Raw genomic sequence first — 19,868 nt, forward strand, 5'->3', positions numbered from 1 at the left:
TCTATGTATGAATATTTATAGTAACCGGTGATGGTGTCTGCACTGTTGGTAACTCCTCACCGTCTACAGTTATTTTAACAGCTGGCGGATATCCCATCAATATAGTAATACTATCTTTTACATCAAAAATTTTAGACATATCCTTTGTCATAAGACCTTCAAAAACCACATTCTCATCTACTTTTATACTAAACCAACATTTTTCGCCAGGCACGCTTATTTCCACTTTATAACTTTCTCCAGAGGGAACAACTTTATATTCTATTTTTTTGGAAGTTTCCGATATTTTTTCAATCGACGTATTTACTTTCGGTTGAGAAACATTGCTTTCCTGTGAAGGATTTGTTTTGTTCTCTAAATCTGTTTTGTCTTCTGAATATGTTGAAGCTTCACTTTGATTTTGTTGTGGAATTGGTGCAAGTCCCTTTTTAACTTGATTTATAAAATAGTAAAAACCGTATCCTATAATACCTATTACTAAAACAAAAATTACTGCCTTTTTTAAAGTCAAAAAAAATTGTGAAAAATCTCTTCCCTCTTTTTTGTAAGAAGAATTAGTTTCTATATTAGGTAATGTCTCCTCCTCTTTCTCCTGAAACAAATACTCATATTTTTTTACTAACTCATTGCCATCCAATCCTAAAGCTTCAGCGTAACTTTTTACAAAGCCCTTAGCATATACAAGGGCAGGCATTATGCTAAAATCTCCATCTTCAATAGCTTTTAAATAGCGTATTCGTATTTTAGTTATCTCTTGAATTTCTTCTAATGTCAACCCTTTCTTTATTCTTTCATTTTTTAAAAATTCTCCTAATTCCTTCACACCTATCACCCCTTGCTAACCATCCACTTATTATATATTCCACACAAAATACATTTTTCCTTCCATTATTTTTGGAAAAATAAAAAATTAAAAGGATGATTTCAGCAAACTACCTCCATCCTTTTTCTATACAAAAGATCCACAAAAGCTTCCAAACGGGTTTGGTAACCTGCTTGCCCAGTGTTTTCATCGTATACTAAAGACATCACTGGAATATTGTAATCTCGACTAATTTTTGCAATTATTCCTTGAGCTACTATTTCAGGGGTGCAGGTAAAGGGAAGTATGTGAATCACGCCATCATATTTTAGTTTAGCATATTTTACTGTATTTGCAACAGTGTTAAGTCCATGTCCTCCTATATCTCTTTCTAAATATCCTCTTGCGTTTTTCTTAAACTCCATCCTTTGAGGCAATTTAAAGGCACTGTTAATTAAATAATCTGAAAGATATTCTGTTTTTGTAACTTCTACCCCCAATTCATTTAAAGATTTGCTGATATCCATATTAGTAAAAGGTTCTAATAGCATATAAATTTCTCCTACCAGTGCCACTTTAAGCTGTATTTTCCGTTGTACATTTGCATTTTCCTTTATTTTTTTCATAGCCTCTGCTACTATTTTGTCCACTTCTTTACCAGTTTGAGCCTTTTCTAGCTTTTTCATATATTCTTCGTATATTTTTGTTGTCACACCTGGTTTATCTTCATGGGCTCTGTGTTTTAACAAAAACTTTTCTAATCTGTCAGCTGCTATCATCTTTTTCACTGCAAATACAAAAGATTTTAAAGCCGTTTTTCCATCTACATTAGGAAAATATGAAGCCAATTCTTTAAGAAAGTCTATTAACCTACCATGGGGTGGATCAACAATTATCATTTTAAAGTCATAACCTAAATCTTTTAATATCTCTTTTTGCACCTGACCATAATATCCAAATCTACAGGGTCCAATCCCCCCTAACATTATAATCGTATCTGCACCCTTATCGAGAGCCTCAATAAAATTTCCGACGTTGATTTTAAAAGGTAAACATACAAATTCATGAGAATTTCTTACTCCTAAAGTTAATGTTTTATTAGTAGAAGGGGGTGGATCTACCACTTCTACCCCGATTCCTTCAAACATCGTCTTTAAAATCATATTTAAAGAGCCCATATTGGGATAAGTAATTTTCATACCATCACCGCCTTTTTGTTAAATCTTAAAAGGTCTATAAAAGCCTCCAACCTAGTCATAATGCCAGCTTCTCCAGAATGTTCATCAATTGTAATCAACATAAAAGGTACCTCCTTCTCTCTTTTATAAATCCTCTCCAGCAATTCCTCTGTTATAGAATTAGGTCCACAACCAAAAGCAGAAATCATAATTACACCATCCACATTTTTTTGTTTCAGAAAATATAGCCCTGCTCCTAAAATATTTCTTTCATAGTTCCAAAATATGTCTTTTGAAAGTATTGATGCTCCTTCTAATATTGAATTTCTCTCTAACATTTCCATTGTATAGACTTGCGCTCCCATGCTTTTTAACTTTTCAACAATACCCATACTTATGTACTCATCCATAATATTATAAGGATGAGAAATGACTGCTATTTTAAGGTCATAATTACTTTCTTCTTTTTTTAGTTTGTTGCTTTCCCAAACTCTTAAAGCTTCTAAATTAGTGAAACCTTCTTTCAATAATTCTTCAAACTTTTTTTGTTGTTGGGTAGCTTCAAAATAAGCTTTTAAAGATTGCTCTTTAGTTTTTCCAAAGATTCTACCAATTTTTATAAATTCTTTTTGAGTAAATTCATCATTTCTATAATAATTAATCTCGACATCTATAATAGGTGGCAAATCTTCAATTAAACTTTTTACAAAATCAGGCAGTCCTAAAAACTTTGAACAAAGGTATTTCTTTCTTTCTACACTTACAATTCTTGGAATAAATATATAATCAACACCTTTGTCTTTTAAATTCATTACATGACCTACATAAGTTTTTACGGGAAGACAAGCATCTTCAACGCAGGTCTTTACTCCTTCATCAAGAATTTTTTTATTCGTATCCTGGGAAACCACTACTTTTGCTCCCACACCTTCAAAAAAAGTTTTCCACATTGGATAAAAATCGTAATATAAAAGTCCTTTGGGTATTCCCACAGTCTTAGTCACTTTTGACACCTCCTTTTAAAAGCAAATACATATTTATTCTTGCCATAAATTTTTATTTATATACAAAATAAAAATACCGGAAATAATCCGGTATTTCAGTTTGTTGACAAAAAACCAAAAATTATTTAAAGTAGATATTTTACATCGTTGCTCCGAAGTTCCAAAGCGACAAAGCTAAAGCGCGACTTTCGGATTACGGCGGGGTACCGGGCACATTCGACGTCCTGTCTTAGGTGCCCGCCTCCGCCCTCCTTGGCTTCGGCCCCTCCTCCATCCTCAGTCTTGCTAAGCTTTGTTAGCGCTCTGTCACAAGTCGCAACTTATGTAAAATATCTACTTTACGAAAGTTTGTCATCAGTCTGAAATACCGGAAATAATCCGGCATTTACAAATTGTTCCATGTGTAACAATTTTTATCCTTTTACTGCACCTGCTGCAAGACCAGCTTGTAAATACCTCTGCAATACCATAAAGAGTATTACAAGAGGAAAGGACGCCATAACAGAAGCTGCAGCAAATTGAGTCCAGTGAGCTGAAAATTGGTTTTGAATAAATCTTTGAAGTCCTAAGGCTATTGTGTAATTTTCAGGTGACTTTAGTACCGCACTGGACAAAATAAATTCACTGTACACTCCCATAAAGCTAAATAAGAATATAACTACAAGCATGGGGGTCGCTAAAGGGAGAATTATTTTTGTAAAAATCTGCCAATGAGTAGCCCCATCAACTAAAGCAGCTTCATCTAACTCTTTTGGAAGACTATCAATATAACCTTTTAAAAGCCATATACTAAAAGCACTACTACCTGCCATCACTAGCATAAGAGCATAAAGATTATCCAGAAGGTTTAATTTTGCCATTATACCAAATATAGCAGGTAATGCCATAAATGTAGGGAACATCTGCATTATCAAGAGACTCTTTAAACCATTTTTTCTTCCTACAAATTTCATTCTACTAAAAGCATAAGCTGATGTAGCAGTCAAAAATAATTGAATAGTTGCAACACCAACACTCAAAATCATACTATTTTTTACCCAAAGTAAAAAATTAGTCTTAGCAAGCACATCCTTATAATTTTGAAATGTCATATGTTGTGGAAAAATTGAACCAGAGAAAAAGGCATCTCCAGGCGCCATAGAGGCTCCTACTACCCAAGCCACAGGAAACATTATTATCGCAATTACAGCCCATATAATAAGTCGGCTAATCCAAAGAGATACTTTTTCATGGGGTTTTAATTTTTCCCTATAATAAATCTTTTGAGTCCTTTTTTTATCACCAAATTTAACACTTGCATATTCCATTTTAGTCCACCTCCTCGAAAGCACGAGTCATCTTCATATTGATAAGGCTTAGTGTGCCAATTATCAAAAATATAATTATAGACAAAGCCGCCGCTAAGTCATACCTATTAAATTGCATTGTCATCTTGTATGCTGAACTTACAAGCAAATCAGTATGACCCGCAAAAGAAGTATCTGTTCTTGGAGGTCCTCCTCCTGTAATTAAAAATGCTGCACCAAAGTTGTTGAAATTATATGCAAAAGATGAAATAATAAGTGGTAAAGTAGAAGATGTCAACATTGGCACTGTTATCATTCTAAACTTTTGAAACCATGTGGCACCGTCAATATCCGCAACCTCATAAAGTTCAGGCGGAATGGCTTGAAGAGCTCCTAAGGATGCATTCATCATAAAGGGATAACCCATCCACACACTAACCATTATAATTGCAATTCTTGCCCAAAATGGGTCAATAAGCCATGGTATCATAGGAAGGTGTAACTTCTGCAGTATCAAATTTATACCACCATACTGCTGATTTAAAAGTCCTGTCCAAGTAAGAGCAGCAATCGTGCCCGGAAGACCCCAGGGAATAATTAATATTGCTCTATAAAAATTTGTTTCCCACATATTCTTGTTATTCAAAATAACCGCTAAAAGAAGGCCAATAATATAGCTCAATAATGTAGCGGAAAGCGCAAAAATAACTGTCCATATAAACACAGGAGCAAAAACTACTTTGAAAGGGCCGGCAAGTATATCAATAAAATTTTTTAAACCTACAAATTGATAATTTTTAAAATGATATAAATTAAAGTTTGTAAAAGCAATATAAACAGTATACAAAATAGGTGCAAAACTTAATACAGTCATAGATAGTATAGCAGGAGACAAATAAGCATAAGGTCTTAATTTATCCCTCAGAGTTTTGTTTATTTTCATACAACAACCTCCTTCTCTAAAAAAAGGGGCTAGAAGCCCCCTTTCGTTACTGCTGTGTTTCGATACCTTGTTTGATTTGATTTACCATATCATCGGCTGCTTTGTCAACCTGGACTTTTCCAGACGTAATAAGCTGGAGTGCATTGCCTGCAGGAGTCCATACTGCTGCCATTTGCGGTATATTAGGCATTGGAATAGCATTTTTCGCCTGTTCTGCAAAAGCACTTAAAATTTCATTGTTCTTTACTTCGTCAGTGTTCAAAAGTGAGTTAAGAACTGGTATCCTGCTACCTGTTTCAAATAGTGGTAATCCTGTATTTTCAGCAAGATACTTCATTAAATCCCATGCTTCTTGCTGATGCTTTGAATTTGCACTTACAAAAGCAGCCTGAACACCTGCAAAAGAAGGCATCGGTTTACCCTCAACCTGTGGTAGTGGAGCAACTTTGAATGGAACATTGGCTTGCTTGAAACCGTCCACATCCCATGGGCCACTTATATAAAGTCCAATTTTTCCACTTTGGAAATTACCTTTTGCCATATCTCCATTTATATCTGCAGGCATGAATTTATATTTTGTTACAAAGTCTTTTATAAGTTCTAAGCCTTTCTTTGCACCATCGTTATTCAATCCTATATCGTTTGGATCAAGTCCACCACCTGTATCCTTAAACACATAACCGCCATAAGCAGATATAAAGGCAAAGCTAAAATAGAAGTTATTTACATCGTATTGAAATCCTACTTCTTTGCCCAACTTAATTAAATCATCAAGTGTTGCTGGAGGCGTTTTAACTTTCTCTGTGTTATAGAAAAGCGCATAAGTTTCCATAGAAATTGGAATAGCATACATCTTTCCATCATAAGACACTGCGTTTATGCTCATTGGAACATAATCATCTTTGTTTATAACTCCCTCTGGAACTTCGGCTAAAAGTCCTGCCTTCTGAAAAGTACCTAAGTTATCATGTGGCAAACCAAACATGATATCTGGGCCCTTACCACTTTGAGCAGCTGTTGAGAAAGCTTGGAAGTCACTCTGGTCTGCCAAAACTTTTACTTTGTTGCCAGTCTGCTCTGCCCATTTGTTTGCAATCTCCTGAACTTTTGCTATTTCAGGGTCTGTTAAGTGGGACCATACTACCAATTCTACAGGCTCTTTCTTTTGTTCTGTCTGACCTTGTGATGAAGTATTTTCGCTTGTCTTACTGCCGCTACAACCTGTTAAAGCAGCTGACAAAACGAATACCATCACAGTCAGCAATGCAATTATTTTTGTGTACTTCTTCATACAAATCCTCCTCTTAATTTTAATTTTATTATAATAATTTTGGGAAAAACCCAAAATTTTATTTCACTCTTACATTAGTCCATATACTGACACTGTCTTTAGGTAAAGTTACACTTAAAACGTTGTTTTCATCCTTACCTTTTTCAACTTTTAAAATAACTCCTTTCAATAAACCCTTTAAATAATCGTTGTATTTGCCTTTTTGAAGAGAAGTTTTTATATTCTGTACAGTAGTCTTTTCTCCTTTATTTATTGCAACTACAACTATATCTTTGCCATATTGCCTCTCATAGATATAAACGTCATCACTAACATATCTTGCTATTGTCTTACCATACTGTAATGCCGGTGTAATCTTACGCAAATTTGACAGTTCTCTAATTAAAACATAAGCCTTAGTATCCTCATTAAACTTTTCCATCATTGGCCTATTGTAAGGGTCATTTCCCCCATTTGTGTCATTGTGTAGATACTGCTCTGTGCCATAATATATTGCAGGTATTCCTCGTGATGTCATTATAAAAGCAATAGCTTCATGCAATTTGTCCTTATCATTATTGACTGATAAAAACCTCGGCATATCGTGATTGTCCACAAAAGTAATCAACTTATAAGGATTATCATAATCTTTATTTGTCTCTTCAATAGTATCATTCAATCTGTCAAAGCCATAACCTTTTTCAAAAACATCTTTTATTGCACTGTTAAGCATAAAATCCAATACAGAAAAACCACTTGTATTAGCAAATTGAATATTATAACCGTACAAAGGGTCAGTGGGACCGTTTAACATCCACTCGCCAAAAAGAATAGCATCTTTTTTAACGCCGTATATGGCATCAGCAAAACTTTTTACCCATTCCATAGGCATATGCTTTACTGCATCTAGCCTTACCCCATCAATTCCATGACTAAACCATAACTTGATAGAATCCTTTAAATACTTGTCAACAATAGGATTACTTTGATCAAGGTCCGCAAGGTCAAACAAATTTTTATCCTGCAAATCTTCTAAATTGTTCCAGTTGGTAATCCCACCATTATGATGAAAAAATTTATTGACATCATTGCTATAAGTTCCCAATAATTTCCCATCGTCATAAAGTGCACCGTTTTCAGCAAAGTCAGGATTATTTTCATCTGCAGGACTCGTATGATTGGGAGCAAAATCTAGTATAACTTTTATCCCATTAGCATGAGCAGTCTTTACAAAATTGTCAAAGTCCTCCCATGTACCAAAATGTTCTTCTACTCTTTTAAAGTCCCTCGCCCAATATCCATGATAAGGTGCATTTATTTCGCCATTATATATTGCCGGTTTGTTGATGTTATCTACAACAGGAGAAATCCAAATAGCTGTTACTCCCATCCCTTTTATATAAGGAATTTTTTCTGTCAGTCCCTTTAAATCTCCGCCCCAATACATTCTCCAATTGGTATAGGTTGGATCAAACATACCTTTACTTACTTTAGGGTCATCGTTGGACTTATCACCATTGTAAAACCTATCTATCATAACCTGATATATTACATCCGACTCAGGAACATTATTAGAACTGGCATCTTTAACACCACAACTGGTCAGCAATAAGGATAAAACTAAAATTATCGTCGCAAATAGCTTTACATTTTTTCTCATCACTTTCCCCCTTACAAGTAATTGCTAATATATTACAGCAATCGCTTTCTTGAAATGTATTTTTTAAAAGCGCCCAATTGCAACAGTCTTGCAATCGCTTGCGCTTATCCTTAATATTATTGTATATCTTACTTAACCAAATGTCAATATATTTTTTTGTATAATATAGACTAAAATTTGTCGTTCACTTAAGCAAGCCTATAATTACTTCTGCAAGCTTTTGCTCATTGTGCCTTATAAATTCCTTTTTTAAAGCTACTAAATTTTCTTCTACTACTTTAATTTCCATACTTTCTAGCTGATTCTTATCGTATTCAACAGGTTGTGACATGTCTTTTATATAGCGCTCCATATAATCATGGGGAATTTCGCCATTGTTGACAATAATGTAATCTAAAGATTTAAGCCCATGTTCAAAAAGAGCCTTCACATGGTCACAAGCAGTATAGCCCAAAGTCTCTCCTGGCTGTGTCATGATATTACAGACATAAACTTTAATTGCTTTGGAAGCTTCAATGGCGTCACACACTCCATCTACCAAAAGATTAGGAATTACACTTGTATATAAACTTCCAGGACCTAATACAATGGCATCAGCATTTAATATATCCACTAACACTTCTTCAAAAGGCTCTGCATGAGAAGGTTCAATATATATTCTCTTTATCTTACTATTTTCTTTTTGCTGCAAAACAGGAATTTGCGATTCCCCTTTAATGATAATTCCGTTTTCAAGCTCTGCTACAAGCCTTACATCATCAAGAGTTACAGGAAGAACTTTTCCTGATACAGCAAGCACATCGCTCATCTTTTTTACAGCTTCTTCGAAATTTTTTGAAATACCTATCATGGCTGCCAAAAACAAATTCCCAAAATTTTGGCCTTTTAGCATTCCCTCAGTAAACCTGTACTGCAAAAGTTGTTCCATTGTAGGCTCTGTATTTGCTAAAGCCAGTATACAATTTCGTATATCTCCAGGCGGCAGTATCCCTAAATCCTGTCTTAGGATTCCTGAGCCACCGCCATCATCTGCTACTGTAACTACCGCAGTAATATTGGTTGTATAAAGTTTTAATCCTCTTAGCATAGTAGAAAGCCCCGTACCTCCGCCAATAGCAACAATACAAGGTCCCCCTTTAGAACACTTCATAGTCACCTTACTCCTCTCCTATATCTCTATGGTGCAAGATAACAGAATAATCTTCTTTTTTTAGAAACTCATAAAGGGCATTTGCAATAGTAACAGACCTATGCTTTCCTCCTGTGCATCCAATAGCTATAACAAGTTGAGATTTACCTTCTCTTATATAATAAGGGATTAAAAATTTAATCATGTCCCCTAATTTTTTTAAAAACTCTTTTGCTTCCTCCCACTTCATCACGTATTCTTTTACCTTATCATCATTTCCTGTAAAAGGTCTTAATTCATCAATATAAAAAGGATTAGGTAAAAACCTCACATCAAACACAAGGTCAGCATCAAGAGGTATACCGTATTTATATCCAAAAGACATAATATCTATTATGATTCCTTTAAACTTTTTGCCTTTTAAAAAGATATTAGACAATTCCCCTTTCAACTGGGAAGAAGTTAAATTAGTAGTATCTATTATGTTATTGGCAATTTTTCTTATTTCTGCAAGTCTCTTTCTTTCCTCATTTATTCCATCAACTATTCTACCTTCTTCAGAAAGAGGATGTTTTCTTCTAGTTTCTTTAAACCTCTTTATTAAAACCTCGTCAGAAGCTTCCAAAAAAACTATTTCGTAATCGTAGTTATTTTTTTTCAAAAACTCAAGGCTAGAATAGATGTCCTCAAAAAACTGGCCACCTCTTAAATCCATACCAAGGGCTACCTTATCAACATTTTTTGAGTGATAAAAAAGGTCAGCAAGCTTTGGAAGAAGAGCAGGTGGAAAATTGTCTATACAAAAAAAGCCCATATCCTCCATAGCCTTCAATGCCTGTGTTTTTCCAGCACCAGAAAGGCCTGTTATTATTACAAACCTCATAAAAATATCACCTCTTTGCGTTTATTATATCTTCTTCTGTTAGTCCCGCCTTTTTTGCAATTTCTATTCCTCTTTCAAAGTCTCCTACTTTATGAGGTGTATGGGCATCGCTGTTTATTACAAATTTGCACCCCTCTTTTTTAGCTATCTTTACGTATTCAACTGTCATATAACCGTGACTTGAATTAATTTCAAGAGATGTCCCTCTCTCTTTTGCTGCTTTTGCAATCTTTTGTGTATCAATATCTACTTTAGCTCCCGGATGTGTTATTATGTCTATTTTGTATTTCTTTATTGCATTGATCATTGCCTCAGTATTTTTTTCTCTCATCTCTTTCCTCAAGGAAATAAAATATTTGCTTGCCACGTTCTTACCAAAAAGCTGTAAAGCGCTTTTAAAGTTTTTAGGCATTATGCCCGTGTGATATCCCATAAGCAAAATATCTAAATATTTCATAAGTTCATCTGGAACATCAATATCTCCTTCTAAGCTGATTAAATTTGCTTCTACTCCCATCAGCACTTTAATTTGTGGATATTTTTCATTAATCTTATCTATTTCTTCTCTCATTTTTTTAAAATCCCATTTTCTTAAGCCATAAAACACATGAGCTGGCCCATGGTCAGTGATTGCAATCTCCTCAAGCCCAATTTTTATCGCCCTTTTTACATTATCTTCTATTGTGCCTTTTCCATGACTGTATACCGTATGGGTGTGATAATCAGCAAAAATTTTCATTTGTCAAATCACCTATTTCTCTCCTATTATTTTTATTTCTGGTACAAGTTCCACTCCAAACTTTTCTTTTACTACTTTTTGTATATGCTCAATCAAATTTAAAACATCGTAAAAAGTTGCATTGCCAGTATTTATAATAAATCCCGAATGCTTTTCGGAAACTTTAGCTCCTCCAATTGAATAGCCTTTAAGTCCTGCTTCCTCAATCAATTTCCCAGCATAATATCCAGGTGGCCTTTTAAAAGTACTTCCGGCACTTGGATACTCCAAAGGCTGTTTTTCCCTTCTTTTTGCATTTAGTTCCTCCATTTTGCTTTTTATCTCTTCGTATTTCCCTTTTGCCAAACTAAGCCATGCTCTTAAAACAATCCAATCCTTTTCATGAATAATGCTGTATCTATAGGAAAAATTCATTTCTTCGTTTGATAAAATCAATATATTGCCTTCTCCATCTAAAACCTCTACTTTTTCTACCACGTCCTTCATTTCAGACCCATAAGCCCCTGCGTTCATCACTATTGCTCCACCTAAAGTGCCAGGAATCCCGCTAGCAAATTCAAATCCCGCAAGTTCATGTACAAGTGCCACATTGGCAATATAGGAAAGAGGTGCTCCCGCTTCAGCAATTATCCTATTACCTTCTACAATTACATTCCTCAAAGAGGATAATTTTATTACAACTCCCCTAATGCCCTTTTCACTTACTAATAGATTAGTGCCATTTCCTAGTATAAAAAAAGGGATGTTTTCTTGTTTCAACAAAGGTATGATTTCTAATAATTCTTTACGATTATTTGGTACAACTAATACATCTGCAGGTCCACCTATTTTAAAAGAAGTGTGTCTTTTCATGGGCTCGTTTAAATACAATTTCCCTTCTCTTAAAATATCTTTCAATTTGTCAATTATTTCATTCACTGTACCACTCCTTAAAATTTAAAGTTTAACTACTCTCCATCTATAGTCTATCAATAATATATTATTTTCATTCCAAAATGAAACTTTACCTGCAATTTTATAATATCACTTTTTTTTCAGAAAATAAATAGAGGGGACTACCCCTCCTTTATGCATTGTAACAAACTTTAAATCTCTTGCTTATGCAACCTTCTGAATCATACATGCTTACAACAGCTGTACACTTTTTTATCTTTATCTCGCAATTGCAATCCCTGCAAAAATATAGGTTATTCCCTATTTTGCCCACATTCGTACTTTTGCAATTTGGGCATTCCACAGCAATCACCTCTTCATCAGCCACTTACACTGTGAACTGCATCGCCAATGAATTGGCGGACTTTAGGGCCACAAACTGCCGTCTATTCTTTGGCGTGTTCAACACACCTCCCAGTATAAGCAGCTTTTGATTTGTGTATTAAGTAATCTAATCTTAAAATTTTGAATATTTTATGTATTTGTTAAAATTATTTCCATTCCAATTTTTATTATACCACAGGTAAAGAAGTTGGATATAGTTTGAAATTACATCATATCTTCTAATATTTTAAATTTTCTCTTATATTTATTCAGTATTTCTCTCTTTTGCAAAAAAAATATCCGTTTTTCTAAGTTTTTTGCTTAAAAGTTTAAGCATATAATTATATGAGGTGTTCAATATGATTTTTAAAGTTGTAAAAGTCTTTTCCATCCCTTTTTTCACATCAATGGGAGTTGTTATAGGTGGAGCTTTAATTGGTGCTTTATCAGCTGTATTTACTTTTGACTCTCCTGTCAAAATAATTAATATGATTTTAAAAGATATACGATTATGGGCAATATTGGTAGGACTCGGAGGTTCTTTTTCTGCTATAAGAGGTCTGGAAATAGGTTTAAGCGGTGAATTCACGCAACTGGCAAAACAAGCTGTGATAATTCTTGGAGCTTTTTTAGGTTCTTACACTGGTTTTAAAATTATTTCTTTTATTGTTGGTGATTTTAAATGAAAAAGTATTACCTTCACTTTTGCTTTTTTATTCTCGGCTTTATTATTGGGGGTTCTATCATAAATGCAGTAAATGGCATCAAAATTGAAAAACTAATTTTTGAAAAAGAAGCTTATAAGATGAAGTCTATTGAATTAAATGAAAAAGTATCAAAACTTAATGAAACATTGAAAAACAAGCCCCAAAGAGTGGTCACAGATATAATTGTCAACATAAACAATGCTGACAATAAATTGACTATGGAGATAGAAAAATATGTAAAAGGAAAATTAAAGGGTTTATACGGAAAAGAAATAGAAAAAATAGACCCCACATTAATAAAAAACATTTTTGACGACAGAATCCTAACAATTGAAAATGAAAAAATAATTTTAAAGGTTAAATTTGTTGTGATAAATAGTATACTTGAGATTTATTTGGATATTGACGAAAAAATCCCCTTAGAAGAATAGACAAAAATTACTTACTCTTCTATTAACTCTTTTACAACTTCTATACCGTTTAATTTCATGTGATACAAAAACATAGTATGTATCAAATCACCATCATGAGGCATTATCTTAAGGGACTGGGCAGTTTTTACAGAAATGTCATAAGTTTCAACACAATTTTCTGGCACAATTACATTAACTTTAAGATCATTGGCATTTGCAATCATTTTTATAGACATAGCCGTCTGGTAAACACATAAATCAGTACAATCTCCAACTACAATAAAAGTAGATTTCCCTTCTTTTATCATTTCCAAAGTCTTTTTCAAAAATTCATTTCCACTTTCTAATTCCCCACCAAAAAACGCATTTAAAGAATTCTTTTCAAAAACTACCGGCTCCCCTTCAATTGTTTCCTTCAATTCATCCACAATTTCACTTTCAAAACTTCCTCTTACGCAATGCTGTGGAAATTCACTAAATTCTGTTGCTCCTACAGTATGAGAATCATTTATAAAAAAGACATTTTTTATACCCTTTTTATGCGAAGCCTTGATTAAATTTTTTATAGGTTCTATTATGCCCGCTATTCTAGGGCTAGATAATGGACCACTTTTACAAAAGCCATTTACCATATCCACAATCAAAATTGAAACATTTTGAGGGCCCCCAGCATTATAAATAATACTGCTGAGACTTTTATTATCGAGATTGCTGTAAAAATCAAAAAGGTAATTTAGAAAAGGCCTGGTATTATACAAAAAACTATCAAAATTCATAAAAATCCCTCCAATGAAAATCTCTGTTGACTAAATTATACCACAAAACAAAAAAAACAGAACATTCCATACTGCCACTGAAACACCTATACAAGAATGAGTTTGGACAAATCCAAACTCATTCTAACTATTATCCCCTCTAAACCTTCTTAATCTCAGAGCATTTAAAACAACTGACACTGAGCTAAAAGCCATCGCCCCTCCCGCTATAGCTGGAGTTAAAAATCCCATTGCAGCAAATGGTATACCAATTGTGTTGTATATAAAAGCCCAGAATAAGTTTTGATATATATTTTTCATGGTGGCTTTACTTAATTTTATAGCAGTCACAATTCCCATAAGATTACCACTTATGAGTGTTATATCTGAGGTTTCTATTGCTACATCTGTACCTGTACCTATCGCTATGCCGACATCCGCGGTAGCCAAAGCTGGAGCATCATTAATACCGTCTCCTACCATTGCAACCACTTTTTCCATTTTCTGAAGCTTCGCAACCTCTTCAGCTTTATTTTCTGGCAATACTTCTGCCAGCACATTTTTTATGCCAACTTGTTTTGCTATCGCCTCAGCAGTTTTTTTATTATCTCCGGTAATCATATACACCTCAATGTTCATAGCCTGTAACTTTTGAATTGCTTTTGCCGAGTCACTCTTTACAGTATCTGCAACAGCTATAATGCCATAAACTCTGTCGCGAGATGCCAATATCATTGCTGTTTTACCCTGTGATTCTAGTTCTGTGACCTTATCTTCAATTGACGTTATATCAATATTTTGTCTATCCATGAGCCTTCTATTGCCAATATAAAACTCTTTTTCATTTATCGTAATGCATATACCGTAGCCTGGTATAGCCTCAAATTTCTCAGGTTCCTCCAATGTTTTAAATTTTTCTTTTGCTTTATTGACAATTGCTTGTCCCAATGGATGCTCAGAATTTTTTTCTGCAATTCCCGCAATTTTCAAAATCTCATCTTCGGTGAAATCTCCAAAAGCTACTATGTCTGTAACTTCCGGTTCTCCTTTTGTTATCGTCCCAGTCTTATCAAGCACTATTGCCGTTATTTTCCCTGCCCTCTGCAGATGTTCTCCTCCCTTTATGAGTATACCATTTTCTGCTCCTTTTCCTGTCCCTACCATCACAGAGGTCGGAACTGCTAGTCCAAGCGCACACGGGCAGGCAATTACAAGTACTGATACTGCATTTATTATGCCCGCATTAAAATCTCCATACCCAAAATACCAAATTAAAAATGTGGTAGCAGCTATACCTATAACTGCCGGGACAAAAATACCAGAGATTTTATCAGCGATTTGTTGAATTGGCGCTTTTGACCCTTGGGCATCTTCTACCATTTTAATAATTTGCGATAATACCGTATCTTTACCCACTTTTGTGGCTTCAAATTTAAAGGTTCCTGTTTTATTTATCGTAGCGCCAATTACTTCATCACCAACGCCTTTTTCTACAGGAATAGATTCTCCAGTTATCATAGATTCATCCACAGCTGAACTGCCTTCAATTATTTTACCGTCAACTGGTATTTTTTCGCCCGGCCTTACAACAACGATATCCCCGACTTTGACCTCTTCAATAGGTATATCTAATTCTTGCCCATCCCTTATCACTCTTGCAGTCTTTGCTTGTAGTCCCATGAGGTTCTTTATTGCTTCAGATGTTTTTCCCTTGGCTATAGCTTCAAGCAGCTTACCTAATGTTACAAGCGTTATAATAACTGCTGATGCCTCAAAATACAAGTAGTTGTGTATCTCATGAGAGGGTTTAGTAAATACATTGTACAAACTATAAAAATATGCTGCAGATGTTCCCATAGCTACCAAAGTATCCATATTTGCCGTCATATTTTTTAAATTGTTCCACGCACCTTTATAGTATCTAAAACCTACAATAAACTGAACAGGTGAAGATAAAAATACCTGTAACCATGGATTATCAAGTATTCCACCTGAAATTTTAAACATTCTCAAAACCATTGATATCACTAACGGCACAGTTAAAATTGCTGAATATATTACAAGTTTCCTTAGCGTATTTATTTCTCTCTCCTTTATCTCTTTTTCTGTGTCAATACCTACTCCAGTCTTTTCTTTTGCATCATATCCTATATCTTTTATCGCTTTAATCATTTTTTCTGTATCAATTTCATTTGAATCATATTCGACAATTGCCGTCTCAGTCGCAAAATTAACTGATGCATTGCTTACACCAGGCAGGTTTTTTAACTTTTTTTCGATTTTGGCAGCGCAGGATGCGCAGGACATACCCATAAGTGCAAGCTCCACTTTATCTTTTATTACACCATATCCTATATCTTGTATTTTTTTCTCTATGTCGCGTATATCAATTTTATCTGAATCATATATAACTGTGGCTTTTTCAACAGTAAGATTTACATTTGCATCTAAAACTCCATCTAAGCTTTTAAGCCCCTTTTCTATTTTTGTTGCACAAGCTGCACAAGACATCCCTGTTATTTTTAAATTAGCTTTTTTGGCCATACTTCTGCCCCCTCTTTATCTCTCAGTATTCTTATAGGGTATTCTGCCACATCAAAGGGAATTCCGAAATTTTATTTAACTTTCCTTTCTATTATTCCGCCTCCCACAACAATATCTCCATCATAAAAAACTACTGACTGCCCCGGTGTAATAGCCCTCTGTGGAGAGTCAAATTTCACAAAAACCCTCCCATCTTCAAGTGGTCGTATAACTGCATCTTGCTCTTTTGCAGTGTACCGTATCTTTGCTTTTACTCTCATCTCTCCTTCAAGTTTGTCAATTGAAATAAAATTATTATTGTAAGAAATGAGTTCATCTCCATATACTTCGTCACCGTATCCTAATACTACCACATTATTTTCTGCATCGATATCAACAACATAAAGAGGTTTACCTACTGAAATTCCCAGACCTTTCCTTTGTCCTATTGTATAATGTATAATTCCCTTATGATAACCTAAAAATCTACCTCTCGTATCGCGGAATTCTCCTGGTTTTATCTCTTCTTTGGCATTTTCCCTAATAAATTTTCCATAATCATTATCAGTTACAAAACAAATTTCCTGACTATCTGGTTTTGATGCAACCGGAAGACCTAAGTCCTTAGCCAATTTTCTGACTTCATCTTTTTTATATTTACCCAGTGGAAACAAAATATGCTCAAGCTGAGTCTGAGTAAGATTATATAGTACATACGTCTGGTCTTTGGAAGTATCTACAGACTTCTTTAATAAATACCTTCTTCTCTCTTCATCGTACTCTTTAATCGCATAATGGCCTGTTGCTACATAATATGCATCTATCATCCAGGCTCTTTTTAAAAGTTCTTCAAATTTTATATATTTATTGCAAGCAATACAGGGATTGGGAGTCCTTCCTCTTAGATACTCATCTACAAAATAATCTATTACTTTTTCTTTAAAAACATCTTTAAAATTCATTACATAATATTTAATGCCAATCTTATTCGCTACTCTTCTGGCGTCATTAACAGCAGCCAATGAACAACAGCCGCCTTCAACTCTTACTGCTTCCTCATCTTTGTCCTGCCATATTTGCATCGTAACACCTATAACCTCATATCCCTGTTCTTTTAAAAGATAAGCCGAAACAGAGCTATCAACACCTCCGCTCATTCCCACTACTACTCTGTTATTTTTTTTCATAAAAAAACTTTTTAACCTCCTATCTTGTAGAGTCAGATATCTAAACCACGAAGTAGTTGCATTTTTTCCGTATAATTTACCGTTTCTTAATTATTAGTATCTGTTCATAATTCTATATTTATTGACGATAAAGTTCAATATTCAAAAAAATTTCTGCATACTTAAATAGCTTTTACCTGTATCAGGCAACTCAGTTACAACCCGTTTTCCTTTCCTAAAACGATTTGCAACTTCAATTGCCGCAAAAATTTCTCCGTTCTATGCTCATCGTATCAGGCATTACAAGAATCAACTTATACCCTTTTACAGTACTGACCATCGTACCTCCGCTGCATTTTCAGGAACAATTCTATTTAACTTGAAGACATAAGTTTTTGCCTCCTTTTAATTCCGATTATTTAGATAGGAATTATATGATTTCTTTTCTTAAAGTATCACAATCTTATATCAATGTCAATAGATACGTTTCAAAATTTAGTTTATTTAACATTGTCTGTAAGTATAAAATTTAACACAGGAATTCAAGGTAGAAGAGATAAGTGCAATATTTGATAACCTTCCTTAAGCCACGTAGATTTCCAAAGAAAGATGGGTGACAAATATGTATTTATAAGGTATTTCGCTATTATGTCTTAGCCTTTGTTATTTTGTTCGCAAAAAGTATAATAAATTAATATATGGAAATACTATTTGTTGATAATAAATAAGTGAGGTGTGTTATATGACAGCAGAAAATGTAGTTAAATGTTCAGTAAATACTTGCAGCTACTGGAAAGATATGAGATGCCACGCTCCATCAATTGAAGTAAGTTCAAAAGTAACGCCTGCAAAAACTAGCGCAGAAACAGAATGCACAACATTTAAACCAAAATAAAAACAACTAAAGAAAACCATTGATAAGTATTCAACGTTTCAGACTTTAGGCATAAGAAAAGTCTCCGCTTTTATGCGTAGAGTGCATCGCGGAATTTTTGAAACTAGTTTGCGAAATTTTAGGGAAAGCAGCTTACCGTCGAGCCTGCACTCGAGCATAAAAGGAGGAGACTTTATTTATAAGTAAAAAGTTTGTCGAAAGCTGATTCATTTTTAAATCCTTCAACGCTTTTGTTCACTTTAAATTTTTAATAGCTATATTACACTTCATATCCTGTATCAATAATTGCTTTTTTCATATCATCTATAGAAACTTTGGAAGGATCATAAGTTACCGTAACATTTCCTTTGTCAAGGTCAACAACAGCTTTTGATACACCATTTAACTTTTTTAGTGCACTTTCGACAGACATTTTGCAATGGTTACATGTCATCCCCTTAACATTTAATATAATAGTTTCACCTTTAGGTCCAAACCAGCCCATAACTCCTATACTCCTTTCATAAATTTAAAGTATTATATATGGCAGTACATAATTTGTAAAAGTTCTTGACTCAACGTTTTTTTCTATTTAAAAAGCTTACAATTGGGGGCATTAGAGATATAACAATTATCGCAATTGTTACAAATCCAAAATGGTCTTTTACTATCTGCAAATTTCCAAAATAATAACCTCCTAAAGTAAAAAGTAGAACCCACAGTGCTCCACCTAATGCATTGTAAAACAAAAACTTAAAATACCTCATTTCCCCAATCCCTGCTACAAAGGGTACAAAAGTTCTAATAATTGGTATAAACCTTCCTATAACAATAGTAAAAGAACCATACTTTTCATAAAAACTACGAGCTTCTATCAAATGCTCTTTTTTAATTAATTTTAAATTTTCTCTTTCATAAATCTTTTCCCCGACAAATTTTCCTATGTGATAGTTTGCCGTATCTCCCAATATTGCAGCAGATGCTAAAAGCATAATCACATAAAATACATTTAAGCTGCCAATTGCCGCAAACGTCCCTGCAGCAAAAAGAAGAGAATCTCCTGGTAAAAAAGGAGTTATTACAAAGCCAGTTTCAAAAAAAATTATAAAAAACAAAATGCTGTAAGTCCAGGCACCATACATTTGTATAATGTTACCCAAATACCTATCAAGATGCAATATAATATCAATGAAATCTTTTATAAGGTCCATCTCCTCCATCCTTTCATATATATAGTAATTCTAATTCACAGCATTAATTATACTATATATATGAAAGG

At 34.1% G+C, this 19,868-nt stretch carries 19 protein-coding genes and 1 pseudogene; 3 read left to right on the top strand and 17 right to left on the bottom strand.

Features of this window, described 5'->3' with window-relative positions:
* Position 1 precedes the first annotated feature (1 nt).
* The 11 genes from TMATH_RS08180 to murB all read right to left on the bottom strand — a co-directional run bounded on the left by TMATH_RS08180 (position 2) and on the right by murB (position 11,812).
* A complete protein-coding gene (locus TMATH_RS08180; RefSeq protein WP_012995616.1) occupies positions 2-823 on the bottom strand; it encodes a helix-turn-helix domain-containing protein in 822 nt (273 codons plus the stop codon).
* Positions 824-924: 101 nt separating this feature from the next.
* Positions 925-2,001, bottom strand: a complete 1,077-nt coding sequence (locus TMATH_RS08185; RefSeq protein WP_012995617.1) for a 2-hydroxyacyl-CoA dehydratase — start codon at positions 1,999-2,001, stop codon at positions 925-927.
* Positions 1,998-2,984, bottom strand: a complete 987-nt coding sequence (locus tag TMATH_RS08190; protein ID WP_013150584.1) for an acyl-CoA dehydratase activase-related protein — start codon at positions 2,982-2,984, stop codon at positions 1,998-2,000. The genes TMATH_RS08185 and TMATH_RS08190 overlap by 4 nt, the downstream gene beginning before the upstream one ends.
* A gap of 413 nt (positions 2,985-3,397) precedes the next feature.
* Positions 3,398-4,291, bottom strand: a complete 894-nt coding sequence (locus TMATH_RS08195; RefSeq protein ID WP_012995619.1) for a sugar ABC transporter permease — start codon at positions 4,289-4,291, stop codon at positions 3,398-3,400.
* A 1-nt stretch (position 4,292) separates the two neighbouring features.
* On the bottom strand, positions 4,293-5,213 hold the full coding sequence (locus TMATH_RS08200) for a carbohydrate ABC transporter permease (protein ID WP_012995620.1): 921 nt from the start codon (positions 5,211-5,213) through the stop codon (positions 4,293-4,295).
* Positions 5,214-5,259: 46 nt separating this feature from the next.
* Positions 5,260-6,504, bottom strand: coding sequence for a sugar ABC transporter substrate-binding protein (locus TMATH_RS08205; RefSeq protein ID WP_013150585.1), 1,245 nt, complete (start codon positions 6,502-6,504; stop codon positions 5,260-5,262).
* 58 nt (positions 6,505-6,562) lie between these two features.
* On the bottom strand, positions 6,563-8,143 hold the full coding sequence (locus tag TMATH_RS08210; protein WP_013150586.1) for an alpha-amylase family glycosyl hydrolase: 1,581 nt from the start codon (positions 8,141-8,143) through the stop codon (positions 6,563-6,565).
* A 184-nt stretch (positions 8,144-8,327) separates the two neighbouring features.
* Positions 8,328-9,293, bottom strand: a complete 966-nt coding sequence (locus TMATH_RS08215; RefSeq protein WP_012995623.1) for a gluconeogenesis morphogenetic factor MgfK — start codon at positions 9,291-9,293, stop codon at positions 8,328-8,330.
* A 7-nt stretch (positions 9,294-9,300) separates the two neighbouring features.
* Positions 9,301-10,155, bottom strand: a complete 855-nt coding sequence (gene rapZ / locus TMATH_RS08220; protein WP_012995624.1) for an RNase adapter RapZ — start codon at positions 10,153-10,155, stop codon at positions 9,301-9,303.
* A 7-nt stretch (positions 10,156-10,162) separates the two neighbouring features.
* Positions 10,163-10,894, bottom strand: coding sequence for a PHP domain-containing protein (locus TMATH_RS08225; RefSeq protein ID WP_012995625.1), 732 nt, complete (start codon positions 10,892-10,894; stop codon positions 10,163-10,165).
* A 12-nt stretch (positions 10,895-10,906) separates the two neighbouring features.
* Positions 10,907-11,812 carry a UDP-N-acetylmuramate dehydrogenase gene (gene murB, locus TMATH_RS08230; protein WP_013150587.1) on the bottom strand — a complete coding sequence of 302 codons (906 nt, stop codon included), beginning with the start codon at positions 11,810-11,812 and terminating at the stop codon, positions 10,907-10,909.
* A 698-nt stretch (positions 11,813-12,510) separates the two neighbouring features.
* Between murB and TMATH_RS08235 the strand changes: the two genes are divergently transcribed.
* Positions 12,511-12,837, top strand: a complete 327-nt coding sequence (locus TMATH_RS08235; protein ID WP_013150588.1) for a YtrH family sporulation protein — start codon at positions 12,511-12,513, stop codon at positions 12,835-12,837.
* Positions 12,834-13,289: a sporulation membrane protein YtrI gene (locus TMATH_RS08240; protein ID WP_013150589.1), complete on the top strand. Its 456-nt coding sequence runs from the start codon at positions 12,834-12,836 to the stop codon at positions 13,287-13,289. Before TMATH_RS08235 ends, TMATH_RS08240 begins: the two co-directional genes overlap by 4 nt.
* Positions 13,290-13,300: 11 nt before the next feature.
* Here TMATH_RS08240 and TMATH_RS08245 read toward each other — a convergent pair whose 3' ends face one another.
* The 4 genes and pseudogenes from TMATH_RS08245 to TMATH_RS12495 form a co-directional block, all read right to left on the bottom strand.
* The gene (locus tag TMATH_RS08245; protein WP_013150590.1) at positions 13,301-14,047 is read right to left on the bottom strand and encodes a cysteine hydrolase family protein; all 747 of its coding nucleotides are present in this window, start codon (positions 14,045-14,047) and stop codon (positions 13,301-13,303) included.
* A gap of 123 nt (positions 14,048-14,170) precedes the next feature.
* On the bottom strand, positions 14,171-16,570 hold the full coding sequence (locus TMATH_RS08250; protein ID WP_013150591.1) for a heavy metal translocating P-type ATPase: 2,400 nt from the start codon (positions 16,568-16,570) through the stop codon (positions 14,171-14,173).
* Positions 16,571-16,641: 71 nt separating this feature from the next.
* Positions 16,642-17,736 (bottom strand): tRNA 2-thiouridine(34) synthase MnmA, encoded by a 1,095-nt coding sequence (gene mnmA / locus TMATH_RS08255; RefSeq protein WP_013150592.1) that lies wholly within the window; start codon positions 17,734-17,736, stop codon positions 16,642-16,644.
* 141 nt (positions 17,737-17,877) lie between these two features.
* Positions 17,878-17,985: pseudogene (locus TMATH_RS12495) on the bottom strand (cysteine synthase A); the annotation flags it as partial.
* A gap of 472 nt (positions 17,986-18,457) precedes the next feature.
* Here TMATH_RS12495 and TMATH_RS11680 point away from each other — a divergent pair.
* Positions 18,458-18,610, top strand: a complete 153-nt coding sequence (locus TMATH_RS11680) for a DUF1540 domain-containing protein (RefSeq protein WP_013150593.1) — start codon at positions 18,458-18,460, stop codon at positions 18,608-18,610.
* Positions 18,611-18,869: 259 nt separating this feature from the next.
* On the opposite strand, the gene copZ is transcribed toward TMATH_RS11680, so the two are convergent.
* Together copZ and TMATH_RS08265 are read right to left on the bottom strand one after the other, a co-directional pair.
* A complete protein-coding gene (copZ, locus tag TMATH_RS08260) occupies positions 18,870-19,094 on the bottom strand; it encodes a copper chaperone CopZ (RefSeq protein ID WP_013150594.1) in 225 nt (74 codons plus the stop codon).
* A gap of 70 nt (positions 19,095-19,164) precedes the next feature.
* Positions 19,165-19,800 (bottom strand): VTT domain-containing protein, encoded by a 636-nt coding sequence (locus TMATH_RS08265; protein ID WP_013150595.1) that lies wholly within the window; start codon positions 19,798-19,800, stop codon positions 19,165-19,167.
* Positions 19,801-19,868 lie beyond the last annotated feature (68 nt).

Source organism: Thermoanaerobacter mathranii subsp. mathranii str. A3 (genome assembly GCF_000092965.1).
In the GTDB taxonomy this organism is placed as follows: domain Bacteria; phylum Bacillota; class Thermoanaerobacteria; order Thermoanaerobacterales; family Thermoanaerobacteraceae; genus Thermoanaerobacter; species Thermoanaerobacter thermocopriae.

What these genes read in the sequence shown, in the direction of transcription:
- TMATH_RS08195 (WP_012995619.1), bottom strand. Translation starts at nt 4,291, where the DNA reads ATGGAATATGCAAGTGTTAAATTTGGTGATAAAAAAAGGACTCAAAAG.
- TMATH_RS08225 (WP_012995625.1), bottom strand. Translation starts at nt 10,894, where the DNA reads ATGAAAATTTTTGCTGATTATCACACCCATACGGTATACAGTCATGGA.
- TMATH_RS08215 (WP_012995623.1), bottom strand. Translation starts at nt 9,293, where the DNA reads ATGAAGTGTTCTAAAGGGGGACCTTGTATTGTTGCTATTGGCGGAGGT.
- mnmA (WP_013150592.1), bottom strand. Translation starts at nt 17,736, where the DNA reads ATGAAAAAAAATAACAGAGTAGTAGTGGGAATGAGCGGAGGTGTTGAT.
- TMATH_RS08250 (WP_013150591.1), bottom strand. Translation starts at nt 16,570, where the DNA reads ATGGCCAAAAAAGCTAATTTAAAAATAACAGGGATGTCTTGTGCAGCT.
- copZ (WP_013150594.1), bottom strand. Translation starts at nt 19,094, where the DNA reads ATGGGCTGGTTTGGACCTAAAGGTGAAACTATTATATTAAATGTTAAG.
- TMATH_RS08200 (WP_012995620.1), bottom strand. Translation starts at nt 5,213, where the DNA reads ATGAAAATAAACAAAACTCTGAGGGATAAATTAAGACCTTATGCTTAT.
- TMATH_RS08235 (WP_013150588.1), top strand. Translation starts at nt 12,511, where the DNA reads ATGATTTTTAAAGTTGTAAAAGTCTTTTCCATCCCTTTTTTCACATCA.
- rapZ (WP_012995624.1), bottom strand. Translation starts at nt 10,155, where the DNA reads ATGAGGTTTGTAATAATAACAGGCCTTTCTGGTGCTGGAAAAACACAG.
- TMATH_RS08240 (WP_013150589.1), top strand. Translation starts at nt 12,834, where the DNA reads ATGAAAAAGTATTACCTTCACTTTTGCTTTTTTATTCTCGGCTTTATT.
- TMATH_RS08205 (WP_013150585.1), bottom strand. Translation starts at nt 6,504, where the DNA reads ATGAAGAAGTACACAAAAATAATTGCATTGCTGACTGTGATGGTATTC.
- TMATH_RS08185 (WP_012995617.1), bottom strand. Translation starts at nt 2,001, where the DNA reads ATGAAAATTACTTATCCCAATATGGGCTCTTTAAATATGATTTTAAAG.
- TMATH_RS08245 (WP_013150590.1), bottom strand. Translation starts at nt 14,047, where the DNA reads ATGAATTTTGATAGTTTTTTGTATAATACCAGGCCTTTTCTAAATTAC.
- TMATH_RS11680 (WP_013150593.1), top strand. Translation starts at nt 18,458, where the DNA reads ATGACAGCAGAAAATGTAGTTAAATGTTCAGTAAATACTTGCAGCTAC.
- TMATH_RS08210 (WP_013150586.1), bottom strand. Translation starts at nt 8,143, where the DNA reads ATGAGAAAAAATGTAAAGCTATTTGCGACGATAATTTTAGTTTTATCC.
- TMATH_RS08265 (WP_013150595.1), bottom strand. Translation starts at nt 19,800, where the DNA reads ATGGACCTTATAAAAGATTTCATTGATATTATATTGCATCTTGATAGG.